Source organism: Halorubrum laminariae (genome assembly GCF_024494655.1).
Lineage (GTDB): Archaea > Halobacteriota > Halobacteria > Halobacteriales > Haloferacaceae > Halorubrum > Halorubrum laminariae.
In genome coordinates this window covers 487970-500361 of the sequence record NZ_JANHDL010000001.1, presented here as the reverse complement: position 1 = coordinate 500361, position 12392 = coordinate 487970, and the positions used below count along the sequence as shown (strand labels likewise).

Sequence of the window (12392 nt, the reverse complement as noted above, 5' to 3'; positions counted from 1 at the left end):
GCCGCCGCGAGCCGAAAACATATGCCGACCCCTCTCGTAGCGTCGCTCGATGCTGCTCGTCCTCTGTGTCGACCTCGACGACGACCTCGGTCGCAAGACCGGGATCCCGACCCCGGTCGTCGGCGTCGATGACGTCACCGAGGCCGCGGTCGCGCTCGCGACCGCCGACCCCGAAGACTCCGACGTCAACGTCCTCTTTCAAGGCGTGAACGTGTACGACGAACTGGCCGCCGAAGGCGAGGCGGTCGAGGTCGCGGCCGTCACGGGCGTCGACGGCTCCGACGTGAAGGCGAACCGCGCGGTGGGACAGGAAGTTGACCGCGTGCTCGCGGAGCTGTCGACCGGCGAGGAGGTGTCCGCGGTCGTCATCACAGACGGCGCACAGGACGAGTCGGTCCTCCCCGTGATCCGGTCGCGGATGCCTATCGACGGGATGCGCCGCGTCGTCGTCCGGCAGGCCCAGGACCTCGAATCGCTCTACTACACGATCAAGCAGGTCCTCGCCGACCCCGAGACTCGCGGTACGATCTTGGTCCCGCTCGGGGTCCTCCTCCTGATCTACCCGCTCGTCGTCGTCGCGAACCTGTTCGACGTGGCCGGCGCAGCGGTGCTCGGTATCCTCTCCGGCGTCGTCGGCCTCTACTCGCTGTTCCGTGGGCTCGGCCTCGAAGACTCGGTGGACCGGACCGCCTCGACCGTCCGCAACGTCCTCTACACCGGTCGGGTGACGCTCGTCACCTACGTCGTCGCGCTCGCGCTGATCGTCATCGGCGGCGTTCAAGGATTCGACACGATCGAGACCGTCGCGGCCGCTCGCGGCGGCGAGACGACGGTCGGCGTCGATCTGGCCGCGTTTGTCCACGGCTTCGTGCAGTGGCTCGCGGTCGCCGGCGTCACCTCTAGCCTCGGCCAGATCACGGACGAGTACCTCGCCGGCCGCTTCCGGTGGCGCTACCTCAACGCGCCCTTCTACGTGCTGTCGATCGCGGTCGTGTTGTACGCCGTCTCCGGATTCTTCCTCCCGGCCGCGCCGGGCGTGACCGCGCTCACGCTGTCGGACCTCGCCATGGCGCTCGCGGCGGGCACGCTCACGGCCGTGTTGAGCACGCTCGCGTTCGCTGTCGCAGAATCTCAGCTGCCCTCGGCCGAACCGACCTGAAAACCATTCGACCGTCGGCGCTCGCCGGGCCGGACGGTTCCCTCGCTACCGCGGCGACCACTCGTCGCACGCGTCCATGTCGTCCATCAGTTCATCGTGGTGTCCGCAGTACGGCTTCATTCCCTCGTCCGTCCGGACGTAGTCGAACTGCGCGCAGTTCCCGCAGTAGGTGTCACCCGGGCCGTCGCGCGGCGACGCCTCGCCCGCCGATCCCGGCGACGGCGGGGCATCGGGACCGCCCGCATCGGGACCTTCCACGCCGTCAAGCGGCGAGCTAATCTCGGTCGGAGCGCTCCCGCCGTCGCTGACGCCCGCGGTGCCGGGTCCGGTTCCGGGGACGCCGCTTGTGGCAGTTTTTGAGTGACCACCGCCGACCGGATCGGTACTGCTCGATTTACCCCCGATTGAGCCGGTGTCGCCCGCTCCGGCGTCGCTCGCGCCCCCGCCGGATCGCCCCGTCGTATCGGGCCGGTTGGTCTGCGTCTCGACGTTTCCGTCGGGCGTCCCGCCGAGGAGTCCCACGCCTCCCATCCCGTCTATCTGGTCGCGGCCGACCTCGATAACCTTCGTTTCGCCCTTGTGTGTGACTTCCATCGTGACGGTCCCGCCGGGGTCGTTTCGGGTCTTGAAGTTCGCGACGCCGACGAACACGCTCCACATCGTCGTCGCCGCCCCGAGGAAGTACAGTCCCGCGGTCGGCAGCGTGAGATCGGACAGCTCCGGACGCGGGCCGCCGACCCAGTGGTACGGGTACGCGTACGCGAACAGCGCGACGCCCAGACACATGACTGCGGCACCGATCACGGCCGTCGCCCGCGTCTTGCGGTCCGCCGGGAGCACGGTCATCACGCCGAGCAACAACAGGGGGACGCCCGCGCCGCCGAGCACGCCGCCGACTCGTCGCGCCGCGGCGGAGTCGTAGCCGCTCGGAAGCACGACCTCCGCGGCCACGAGGAGTCCGGCGACGAGCAGGAGCGTGCCGACGACGAACGACCCCATGCCGAGGTAGAGCCGACGCGGATCGACCTCGGAGCGTCCCCGTCCACCGTACGCCTCCGAGAGACTGGTCATACGCGGCCTACGTCGTCCTCCCTGAAAACAGTATGTCAGACGTTCGCCCGTGTCGGCCGACGGCGACGGGATCGGTTTTCGGTGTTCCGGGTGATCCCTGCCCGGCGCGCGCCGCCTCAGACGAGCGCGTCCACGTCGACGTGCGCGTCGAGCAGCGTCGCCATTCGCTCGACGGTGCGGGCGTCGCGGGTGCGACCGCCGCGGACGACTCCCTCGGCCCGGTCGATCGTGGTGACGGTGTCGGTGTTGACGGCGAGCACGGGCGTACCGGCGTCGGCGGCCTTGCCGAGCACTGCGCCCGATGGCCGGTGTCCGCCGGTGAGGACGAGACACGCGACCCCGGAGGCGTCGAGCGCCGCGGTCTGTACGTCGGCGCGGTCGCCGCCGGTGATCACCGCGGCGTCGCGAGCGCGCCGGAAGTATCGGAGCGCCTCATCGCCACCCATCGCGCCCACGAGGAACCGCTCGACGAAGGCGTCCGTCGGCGCGTCGGTGAGCAGTTCCGCGCCCAGCTCGTCCGCGAGCTCGCCGACGGTGACGCCGGCGAGTTCCTTCTCGTGGGGGATCGCGCCGAAGACGGTGACGCCCTTCGATTCGAGGAAGGGGATCCCGTCTTGGTCGAGCGAGTCGAAGGCGTCCTCCGAGACTTTGTTGAACACGACGCCGGCGAGCCGGTCGCCGAAGGCGTCGGCGGCCGCGAGCACGTCGTCGAGGTCGTTCGGCGACTCGTACTCGGCGACGAGCACGACGCGCGCGTCGAGCAGTTCCGCGATATCGATGTCGGTCAGGTCGACCACGCCGCCCGTGGTCCAACTGCCCCCGCCCTCGACGAACATGTGGTCGCGATCAGTCGAAAGCGCCTCGTACTCCTCGCGGATCCGCTCGCGCAGGGCGTCCGGGTCTTCGGTGCCGCGGATCGCGCCCTCGACGAAGGTGGGCGAGTAGACGACCGGCTCCATCTGGTGCATCTCGGCGTCGAGCCCGAGCACCTCGCGCGCGAGCATGGGGTCCTGATCGAGCGTCTTTCCGACGTTCGACTGGAGCCGGGTCCCCTTCGGTTTCATGTAGCCGACGCTGCGGCCGCGGTCGGCGGCGAGCCGCGCGAGCGCGACGGCGATCGCGGTCTTTCCGACGTGGTCGCTGGTCGCGGTAACGAGCGTCGCGGGCGTGTCTGTCGCAGATTCGTCTGGAGTGGGTGTGTCTGTCATGGGTCGAGTTCCTCCGGGTCAACCGTAAGTCTCACGTCGACGGCGGCGGCGTTCGTCCCGCCGCCGTCGTCGGGCAGTGCGACCAGCGGATTGATGTCGAGTTCGAGTATCGCCGGGAAGTCAGTGACGAGCTGTGAGAGCCGGCCGATCGTCTCGATCACGGCGTCGACATCGACCGGGTCGCGGCCGCGGGCTCCCCGCAGCAGCGGGGCTGACTGGATCTCTTCGGTCATCTCTCTGGCCTCCGGCTCGGAGACGGGCGCGACGCGGAACGTGGTGTCTTCCATCACCTCCACGAAGATGCCGCCGAGTCCGAACATCAGCAGGGGGCCGAACTGCGGGTCGCGGTTCATGCCGACGATCGTCTCGACACCGTCCTCTAGGTCGACCATCTCCTGCACCTGCACGCCGAGCAGCGTCGCGTCCGGCTGGTAGTTTCGCGCGCGAGTTATCAGCGTCTCGTAGGTGTCCACGACGTCGGCGTCCCCTACGCCGACGGCGACGCCACCGATGTCGGATTTGTGGAGAATGTCCGGCGAGACGATCTTCATCACCACGTCGCCGTCGATCCTCGACGCGACCTCGCGTGCGCGTTCGGGCGAGTCGACAATCTCGCCCGCGGGCGTCTCGATGCCGTACGCGTCGAGCAGTTCCATCGCCTCGACGCCGAGGCGGTTGTCGTCGCGATCACGGACGGTCGCGAGGATTTCGCGGGCGCACTCGCGGTCCACGTCGAACGTCATCGGCGGCGCGTACTCGCGCGCCTCGATGTCGCGGTACGTCGCGAGCGTCGCGAGGCTGTCGATGGCGCGCGCGGGATCGAAGTAGCAGGGGATCCCCTGCGACTGGAGCTGCTGTTTCGGCTTGCGGGTCCGGTCGCCGCCCATCAGACAGGCCGCCACGGGGGCGTCCATCTCCTCACTCACCGCCTCGATCGCGTCCGCGAGGTCCGCGAAGTCGATCGTTGCGGTCGGCGCGGCTAGTACGAGGGCAGCGCCGACGTTGTCGTCGCTCACGGTGATTTCGAGGGCCTCGCGGAACCGTTCAACGTCGGCGTCGCCGATCACGTCGACCGGGTTATGGATGTTCGCCTCCGCGGGCATCGACTCCGCGAGGGCGTCGCTCGTCTCGCGGGTGAACGAGGCCATGTCGAGGTCGGCGTCCCCGACCGCGTCGGTCGCCATCACACCGGGGCCGCCCGCGTTCGTGACGATGGCGACGCTGTCGGTGTCGGGAAGCGGCTGACTGCCCAAGATTCCGGCGGCGTCGAACAACTCGTCGACCGACTCTGCGCGGATGACGCCCGCCTGATCGAGGCCCGCCTCGTACGCCTTATCGGAGCCGGCGAGCGTACCGGTATGCGAGGAGGCAGCCTGCGCGCCCGCGCTCGTTCGGCCCGATTTCACGGCGACGATCGGCGTGTCCTGAGAGGTTTCGCGGGCGGCGTCGATGAACTCGCGGCCATCCTCGATCCCCTCCAAGTACCCGATGATCACGTCGGTGTCCTCGTCCGATCCCCAGTGCTCGACGAAGTCGGTCTCGTCTAACACCGCCTTGTTACCCAGCGAGACCACGTCCTTGAAGCCGATCCCGTTGTCGTTGGCCCAGTCGAGCACGGCCGTGACGAACGCGCCAGACTGGCTCATGAAGGAGAGCCCGCCGGGCAGGGCGTTCTCCGGGCCGAACGTGGCGTTCATGCCCGACGAGGTCGACATGATCCCCAAGCTGTTCGGGCCGACGAGATTGAGGTCGTACTCGTCGGCCAACTCCGAGAGACGTTGCTCCCTCGCGGCCCCCTCCTCTCCCGTCTCGCCGAACCCGGCGGTAATCACAACGACGTTGCGGACGCCGGCCGCCCCGCACGCCTCGATCGCGTCCAACACGATCGACGGCGGCACGACGATCACCGCCACGTCGGCGTCCGCGTCGTCGATGTCGTCGACGCACGGCGTCCCGAGCACCTCGTCGTAGTTCGGGTTGACTGGGACCGTGTCGCCGTCGAAGTCGTCGAGCAGATTCGACGTGACGGCGCGGCCGACGGCCCCCTCGCGCGGTGTCGCGCCGACGACGGCGACCCGGTCCGGGTCGAACAACTCGTTGAGCGTACCCATCAACGATCGACTACGCGAACCCGCGGCTTAAGGTCGATGGGAGCGGGTTCGCAAGTCGAATCAATCGTTCGAGATCGCGCTCAAATCGCGGATCGCCGGTCGGTCATCGTCCCCAGTCGGAGTGGAGGTGTTTTCGGTCTCGTCGCAGTCGGCGTTCGGGAGCGAGAGCGTCACGACGTTCCCGTCGTCGTGGGTGTCGAATGCGATGTCGCCTCCGGACCGGTCGGCGACCCAGTACACGAGCCACAGCCCCATTCCGTTGGTGTGGTTGATGTCGTCCATCTCCCATCGGTCAGTGACGGCGGACCGCTCTTCCGGCGGAATCGGCTCGCAGTTGTCCCACACGGAGATGTCGACGGTGTCGGCCACGGCTGACACGTCGATCCGGACCGCCGGCGTCGATGTCGCGTGGTCGACCGCGTTTGCGACGAGTTCGGCGATCGCGTAGTCGATCTCTGGGTGCGTGAACGCCCGCACGTCCGGTTGACACGAGGCGACTAGTCGCGGCACAGACTCGTCCGCGTCGGTGACGCCGGCCGCGTCGGCGACGTTCGCACGGGCTGTGCCGTCACCCGATCCGTCGTCGAACCCGACGTTCCCGCCGTCGTTCCAGTCGTCCGATTCGACGTTCCCGCCGTCGGGCGTCCCCGCGCCCTGCGCGCTGTCTGACTGCCCGACGACCGACCGCGTGCAGTCGGTGGCGACCGGGCCGTCGTGGTCGTCGTCGACCATCTCGACGGCGGCCTCGACAGCCGGTTCGAGCGCGATCGGGCGTGGCGACCTGCGTTGGTTGAGCATCTCGATCACGCCGCGCTGCTTCTCGGCCGTCGTCAACAGATCGTCTGCGACCCGCTGGATCGTCTCGACGTGGTCTGTGACGGCGTCCGCGAATCCGGGAGGGAGTGATCCCGGACCCGAGCCCGTCGCGTCGTCGCGGTCGGCGTCGTTCCCACCGCTCGCGTCCCCATCGTCTCGCCTCCTCGCGTCGGCCACCCGGTCTGCGATCTGCGCCGCGGTGCCGTCGACGATGTTCATGTCGTTGCGAATCGTGTGTCGCAGCAGGTTGTCCATCACCGCGAGCTGTCGCTCTCGTCGGTACTCCTCCGTCACGTCGCGCGCGAAGCCGGTGACTGCGACCACGTCGCCGTTCTCGATCACCGGTTCGCCCGGCACGCGGACCCATGTTGTCGACCCCTCTTCGGTCCCAAGCCGATAGTCCACGTGGGTCGATTCGCCTTTGGAGAGCTGGCTCATCGCGCGTTCGACGTACGGACGGTCGTCGGGGTGGACCGCGTCGAGGAAGCTCTGTGGCCGCCGTTCGAGCGTCTCGGCAGATACGCCGTACACGTTTTCGACCGCGTCGTTGACGAACAGCAGCTCGCTCCAGTCGGCCGAAAACATCCAGAACACGTCCGCCGACGCCGACGCGATCGTCTCCAACCGCCGTCGCGACTCCACTTCCTCAGTGACATCGCGCGACGTCAACACGTAGCCATCAATACCCGTCTCCGCGGGGGTGTAGACCATCGTCCGGAGCCAGACCCAGTCGCCGTCGGCGGTTCCGTATCGATATTCGAACGGTTCGTCAGTCTCGCGATCGCCGGCGACGATCGCGTCGAAGACGGCGCGAACCCGCGCCCTGTCTTCGGGATAGACGAGTTCGAACGCGTCCGCACCGATCAGCTCCTCGGGCTCGAATCCGAGGATGTCGACGACGGCCGCGTTGCAGTACCGGTAGACCCCGTCGTCGTCGAGAACCACGACCTTGTCCTGCGCGAGGTCGATGAGCGTTTCGGGATCTACCCGCTCACACATATCGGAACGGCGTCTGTGCGCAATGATAAGACTGTTTCTCGAATTATCAGAAACGAAACTCTACTCCGACCCCAGCGGACCCCGCAGTACGCCGCGACCGTCCGCACTCGTCCCACGCGATCGGCCGGCAGTCCACCTCTCGGCGAGTCAGTCGGCTGAAACGCCCGTCGTCTCGAAGTCGGCGGCTGGATCGGACGTGTCGGGGGCCTCCACGGTCAGCGCGACGCCGTCATCAGTGAACTCGATCGTGGCGTCGCTCGCCCCTCGCGTGTACTCTGCCGCGTGGTCGCCGTCCGGATCGAACCGGACGCCTTCGATCAAAAGCGGCGTGTCACTCAACCGCTCCACCTTGCGGTAGGCGGTCGAGAGCGCGATATCACACGTCTCTGCGAACTCGCTCGTCGTCATGGCCGTGTCGGCAGCTCGGAGGATCGCGCGGCAGTCGGGATCCGCCAAGAGATCGAACGCCTCGTCCAGCGTCTCGTCGCCCTCGGTCGCCGTGATCGAACCCGCCACGTGCGGAGCGTTTCGCTTCATGGACGTAGATACCGGTTCCATACACCCCAACACCGTCCCTGTATATGCGGGGTGTTTTATGACCTCGGCAGCCGCTCGCGGTCGCTCAGTCCCTCTTCGCGATCCGTCTCGTAGCCGTGTCCCTCTTCGCGATCCGTCTCGTAGCCGCTCTCCTCCTCGCGCGCATCGCTTCCGGACGCACTCCCCCGCGTCGCCAACGTTTTGACCGACGGCGGACACGGACGGACGTGAATGGGGTCCGGAATTAGGGCGGAAGTCTCGCTCCCGGTGGCGTCGCCGTCGCCGTTCGCGGGGATCGTCGACGGCTCGACGCCGATCTACAGCGTCGCACGCAGCGCCCCCAACGGCGACGGCGACCCTGTCGTCTTCGAGTTCATCGCGGACGGCAACCTCGAGGTCGCCGACGGCGCGGACGTGGTGTTCGACTACGGGACCAAGGTCGCCTATCGCTTCGAGGCACCGTATCGCGCCGACTCGCCGTTTGCGGTGCTGGACCGCCACGGCGTCCCCGTCTCGGAGGCGACAATTCGAGACGGACGGCTGATCGTCACGTTTCACGCGACCGACCTCCCGACGCTCCGGTCCGTGCTCGACGGCTTTCAGGAGTCGTGTGCCGACATGCGGGTGCTACAGCTGCTCCAGTCGTCCTCGACGCCCGATGAGTCGGATCTCGTTACCGTCGATCGGAGCGACCTGACCGAGCGACAGCGCGAGGTCCTCACCGCCGCCTACGAGGCGGGGTACTTCGACCACCCCAAGGGATCCAACGCCGGCGAGGTCGCAGAGTCTCTCGGTATCGATCGCTCGACGTTCTCAGAGCATGTCGCCGCCGCACAGCGGAAGCTGCTCTCGACGCTGCTCGACTGACGGCGGAGGCGAGGTCGCAGCGTCCGTGCTGCGTGATCGAATTCCGAACCGACAGGAATCCGATCCATCCTTCATGAGCGTTGCGTCCGAACCCGCATCCATGACGGACGCACAGACGCACACCTTCGTCTGCCCGGAGTGTCGCCGGTCGATCGAGGTGGACGACGCGATGCGGGCGACGCTGCTCGACGCGGGCTGTGTCGTCTGCGGCGCGGTCGTCACCGAAGCCGACATCGACTCCCCCCCTTTCGCGAGGACGCCGGCGGCTGATCGCCTCTCGTGAGAGATCGGTGCGGTATCGCCCGGAACGCGGCCGGCTTCGACGTCCTGCCTCCTGCCTTCACCCTCGCGTAACCACACCGTCCGGTCGCGCGTCTCGTATCCTTTATCCCGTCGTACGCAGAGACTGTGCGTATGGCGACGAACAGCGAGGCCGAGATGTCCCCGGCGGAGGTCGACGCGTTTCTGTCCCGACACGAGACCGGCGTGCTCTCGCTCGCGCGCGATGAAACGCCCTACGCGATTCCCATCTCCTACGGCTTCGACTCGGACTCGCGAGACGTGTTTCTCCGGCTGGTGTCGACCCCGAACAGCGAAAAGCGCGAGTTCCTCCGGTCGAGCCCACAGGCCCGGATCGTGGTGTACGAGGAGGACGGCGACGAGTACGGCAGCGTCGTCGGCGTGGGCACGCTCCACCGCGTCGACCTCGACGAGTTGACTCCCGAGACGATCGCGCAGTACGGCGAGACGCGCCGCCCGCTCTTCGAGATCTGGGCCGACGGGAAGTCCGACCTCGACATCGACCTCTACCGGTTCACGCCCGATCGCCTCACGGGACGAACCGTCGTCGTCGACCGCGACGACGAGTAGGGTAGGACCGGCGCGGTCGCGACGATCGCTTCGGACACACTTTGCCTGCGAGAGACGGCTCTCGGAAGTCGCCGACGGGTCTTTCCCCCGGCCGGACGATGTCGGAGTATGCCGACCGTCAGCGACACCTACATCGAGAACCGGCAGCGAGTCCAGCCGACACACACGAACAACTACGCGTCGGCACACGGGGGAAACGTCGTCAAGTGGATGGACGAGGTCGGTGCGATGTCCGCGATGCGGCACGCCGGCGAGACCTGCGTCACCGCCAAGATCAACGAGCTCGACTTCAAACGACCGATCCCGCAGGGCGACACCTGCGTCATCGAGTCGTACGCGTACGCGTCCGGACGAACGAGCGTCCGCATCCGCCTGCGCGCGTTCCGCGAATCCCCGCGAACCGGGGAGCGCGAGGTGACGACAGAGTCGTACTTCGTGTTCGTCGCGGTCGACGAGAACGGCGAACCAACCCCCGTTCCCGATCTCGAAACGGGCGGGGACAGATGTCGACGCCTCCGTGTGGCCGCCCTCGACGCCGAGCCCGACGAGGCGCAGTGACAGCAGACGAACACGATTTTCCTCGCCCGATCCCCGATAGGGTACACGATTAATCCTGCTAGAAGTCGGGGATTTATAATTAATGAATGTGATGCAACTCGCGTCGTATGTTGATGTCAACTCATGACACGAGTCGTCGACGGATAAGGGTACTGCAGAGCCAACGAAGGGGAGACGCATGACTGGCGTTGATATCGCCGTCGCGGCGCTGCCGCTGCTGCTCGCGGGCGTGTTGCTGGTCGGGTTCCTCTGGCCGGCGACTCGCGCGATGCCGCTGGCGTGGGTGACCGCGATCGCGGTCGGCTACTTCGCGTGGAACATGCCGGTGAACTGGTTGGCGGGGGCGTCCGCCGTGGGGGTGATGACGGCGATCGAGATCCTCTGGATCGTCTTCGGCGCGCTCGTACTCCTATACACGCTGATGGAGGCGGGTGCGTTCGACCGGATCAACCGCGGATTCGCGACGGTCAGCGACGACCGACGCGTCCAGATTGTGTTGATCGCGTTCTTCATGGCGACGTTCATCGAGGGCGCTGCCGGCTTCGGAACGCCGGCCGCCGTCGTCGCACCGCTCCTGCTTGGGCTCGGCTTCCCGGCGCTTGCCGCCGTGGTCGCGGGCATCATCGGGCACATCATCGCGGTCACGTACGGGGCGGTGGGGACCCCGATCGTGGTCGGGATACAGAGCCCGATGGAGAGTGTCGAGTTCACGCGCACAGCCATCGAGGAGGGTGGCATGACCGTCCAAGAGTTCTCGGTCGAGGTGGCCGCGTGGGCGGCGACGTATCACGCCTTGGTCGGGTTCGTGATGCCGCTTTTCGCCGTCGGCATGGTCGTCTACTTCTTCGGTGATCCGGACGAGCGCTCGCTGGCACCGGCGTGGGAGGTCGCGCCGCTGTGTCTGCTCTCCGGGATCGCGTTCGCGGTTCCGTACTGGATCTCGGCGTGGTTCCTCACGGCCGAGTTCCCGTCGCTCATCGGATCGATGGTCGGCGGCACGATCATCCTGAGCATCCTGCGCGCGGGGTACCTCCTGCCGGATGACGAGTGGGACTTCCCCGAGCGAGAGCGGTGGGCCGACCACTGGGTCGGCTCGATCGAGCCGGGGCAGTCGAACGGTTCGAACGGCGGTGACGCCGATTCGATCGAAGCGGAGGCGGCCGATCTCAGCGGCGGCGAGGACATGACGCTGTTCAAGGCGTGGTCGCCGTACGTTCTGCTTGTCCTGCTTCTGGTCGTGACCCGAGCGGTCGACCCGATCTCGAACTTCATCAACCGAGACATCTTCATCGTCAGCTGGGACGGGATCCTCGGAACGACACTCAGCGGCGCGGTCGCGTGGATGAACGTACCGGGCTTCTGGCTGCTCGTGAGTGCCGTGCTCGCGATCCCGATCTTCGGCATGTCCGGCAAGGAGGTCGGTGACGCGTGGAAGGAAGCCGGTCGGAAGATCCTCTCGCCGTTCATCGCGCTGATCTTCGTCATCGCGATGGTGCAGGTGATGCTCCAGTCGGGCGCACATCCGGGCGCGCCCGAGGCCGGGAGCATGATCGTCTTGCTCGCGCAGACGACTGCCGACACGCTCGGCGTCGCCTACCCGGCGTTCGCCTCGCTGATCGGCGCGCTCGGCGCGGCGATGGCCGGGTCGAACACCGTCTCGAACATCACCTTCGGCGCGTTCCAGTTCGAGGCGGCGACGCAGCTCGGGCTCCCGCGGACGATCATCGTCGGCGCGCAGGCCGTCGGTGGTGCCATCGGGAACCTCGTCGCGATCCACAACCTCGTCGCCGCGCTGGCGACGGTCGGTCTCCTCGGACAGGAAGGTCGCGTGATGCGGCTGAACCTCATTCCACTCCTGTACTACGCGACGGGTGTCGGAATCCTGTGCCTGCTGTTCAGCTACGTGCTGTTCCCGACCGTCTTCTGAACTGCATTCGGTCACGGTCGCGGATTTTTTTTGACGCGTCACCGCGGGAGGTACTGCTCTGACTCCGCTAGAATGCGCTGTAGACGACGCGACGCGGAGCAGGTTCGGTTCGGTGAGAGTGTCGGAACCGCGTTAATAGGGTGATTCCGTCCTTGGCAGTCCGTGGTCTCATCCTCTCGTCGGAACCGGCTGCGATCCACGCTGCGGGTGCTGTCGCTCGCGGTCGCGGGCGTCATGAAAAAAGCGATGTCGAACCGAGTCGAGCGCGC

The 12392-nt window shown here is 67.1% G+C and carries 12 protein-coding genes; 6 read left to right on the top strand and 6 right to left on the bottom strand.

All coding sequences use genetic code 11. The annotated features are described in order from the left end of the window. Positions 1-49 precede the first annotated feature (49 nt). Entirely contained in the window at positions 50-1159 is a 1110-nt protein-coding gene (locus NO887_RS02425; RefSeq protein ID WP_256416910.1) for a DUF373 family protein, read from the top strand. A gap of 45 nt (positions 1160-1204) precedes the next feature. Here NO887_RS02425 and NO887_RS02420 read toward each other — a convergent pair whose 3' ends face one another. From NO887_RS02420 to NO887_RS02395, 6 genes are all read right to left on the bottom strand, one after another. After that, a complete protein-coding gene (locus NO887_RS02420; RefSeq protein WP_256416909.1) occupies positions 1205-2230 on the bottom strand; it encodes a cell division protein CdpA domain-containing protein in 1026 nt (341 codons plus the stop codon). A 116-nt stretch (positions 2231-2346) separates the two neighbouring features. Beyond that, positions 2347-3438, bottom strand: coding sequence for a phosphotransacetylase family protein (locus tag NO887_RS02415; protein ID WP_256416908.1), 1092 nt, complete (start codon positions 3436-3438; stop codon positions 2347-2349). Then, positions 3435-5549, bottom strand: coding sequence for an acetate--CoA ligase family protein (locus NO887_RS02410; protein WP_256416907.1), 2115 nt, complete (start codon positions 5547-5549; stop codon positions 3435-3437). The genes NO887_RS02415 and NO887_RS02410 overlap by 4 nt, the downstream gene beginning before the upstream one ends. 60 nt (positions 5550-5609) lie before the next feature. Beyond that, the gene (locus tag NO887_RS02405) at positions 5610-7364 is read right to left on the bottom strand and encodes a PAS domain-containing protein (RefSeq protein ID WP_256416906.1); all 1755 of its coding nucleotides are present in this window, start codon (positions 7362-7364) and stop codon (positions 5610-5612) included. A 147-nt stretch (positions 7365-7511) separates the two neighbouring features. Next, positions 7512-7901 carry a winged helix-turn-helix domain-containing protein gene (locus NO887_RS02400; protein ID WP_256416905.1) on the bottom strand — a complete coding sequence of 130 codons (390 nt, stop codon included), beginning with the start codon at positions 7899-7901 and terminating at the stop codon, positions 7512-7514. 56 nt (positions 7902-7957) lie between these two features. After that, the gene (locus NO887_RS02395; RefSeq protein ID WP_256416904.1) at positions 7958-8098 is read right to left on the bottom strand and encodes a hypothetical protein; all 141 of its coding nucleotides are present in this window, start codon (positions 8096-8098) and stop codon (positions 7958-7960) included. Between the two features lie 34 nt (positions 8099-8132). Here NO887_RS02395 and NO887_RS02390 point away from each other — a divergent pair, with 34 nt between their 5' ends. The 5 genes from NO887_RS02390 (at position 8133) to NO887_RS02370 (ending at position 12123) form a co-directional block, all read left to right on the top strand. Next, complete coding sequence (locus NO887_RS02390; RefSeq protein ID WP_256416903.1) at positions 8133-8768, top strand: helix-turn-helix domain-containing protein; 636 nt, start codon at positions 8133-8135, stop codon at positions 8766-8768. Between the two features lie 100 nt (positions 8769-8868). Then, complete coding sequence (locus tag NO887_RS02385) at positions 8869-9051, top strand: TFIIB-type zinc ribbon-containing protein (RefSeq protein WP_256416902.1); 183 nt, start codon at positions 8869-8871, stop codon at positions 9049-9051. A 131-nt stretch (positions 9052-9182) separates the two neighbouring features. Further along, complete coding sequence (locus NO887_RS02380; RefSeq protein ID WP_256416901.1) at positions 9183-9638, top strand: pyridoxamine 5'-phosphate oxidase family protein; 456 nt, start codon at positions 9183-9185, stop codon at positions 9636-9638. A gap of 108 nt (positions 9639-9746) precedes the next feature. Then, a complete protein-coding gene (locus NO887_RS02375; RefSeq protein ID WP_256416900.1) occupies positions 9747-10196 on the top strand; it encodes an acyl-CoA thioesterase in 450 nt (149 codons plus the stop codon). Between the two features lie 178 nt (positions 10197-10374). Beyond that, on the top strand, positions 10375-12123 hold the full coding sequence (locus tag NO887_RS02370) for an L-lactate permease (RefSeq protein WP_256416899.1): 1749 nt from the start codon (positions 10375-10377) through the stop codon (positions 12121-12123). Positions 12124-12392: the final 269 nt, after the last annotated feature.

Excerpts from the sequence above, each read along its gene's own strand:
- NO887_RS02405 (WP_256416906.1), bottom strand. The coding sequence starts at position 7,364 with ATGTGTGAGCGGGTAGATCCCGAAACGCTCATCGACCTCGCGCAGGAC.
- NO887_RS02385 (WP_256416902.1), top strand. The coding sequence starts at position 8,869 with ATGACGGACGCACAGACGCACACCTTCGTCTGCCCGGAGTGTCGCCGG.
- NO887_RS02415 (WP_256416908.1), bottom strand. The coding sequence starts at position 3,438 with ATGACAGACACACCCACTCCAGACGAATCTGCGACAGACACGCCCGCG.
- NO887_RS02380 (WP_256416901.1), top strand. The coding sequence starts at position 9,183 with ATGGCGACGAACAGCGAGGCCGAGATGTCCCCGGCGGAGGTCGACGCG.
- NO887_RS02390 (WP_256416903.1), top strand. The coding sequence starts at position 8,133 with ATGGGGTCCGGAATTAGGGCGGAAGTCTCGCTCCCGGTGGCGTCGCCG.
- NO887_RS02425 (WP_256416910.1), top strand. The coding sequence starts at position 50 with ATGCTGCTCGTCCTCTGTGTCGACCTCGACGACGACCTCGGTCGCAAG.
- NO887_RS02400 (WP_256416905.1), bottom strand. The coding sequence starts at position 7,901 with ATGAAGCGAAACGCTCCGCACGTGGCGGGTTCGATCACGGCGACCGAG.
- NO887_RS02375 (WP_256416900.1), top strand. The coding sequence starts at position 9,747 with ATGCCGACCGTCAGCGACACCTACATCGAGAACCGGCAGCGAGTCCAG.
- NO887_RS02420 (WP_256416909.1), bottom strand. The coding sequence starts at position 2,230 with ATGACCAGTCTCTCGGAGGCGTACGGTGGACGGGGACGCTCCGAGGTC.
- NO887_RS02410 (WP_256416907.1), bottom strand. The coding sequence starts at position 5,549 with ATGGGTACGCTCAACGAGTTGTTCGACCCGGACCGGGTCGCCGTCGTC.
- NO887_RS02370 (WP_256416899.1), top strand. The coding sequence starts at position 10,375 with ATGACTGGCGTTGATATCGCCGTCGCGGCGCTGCCGCTGCTGCTCGCG.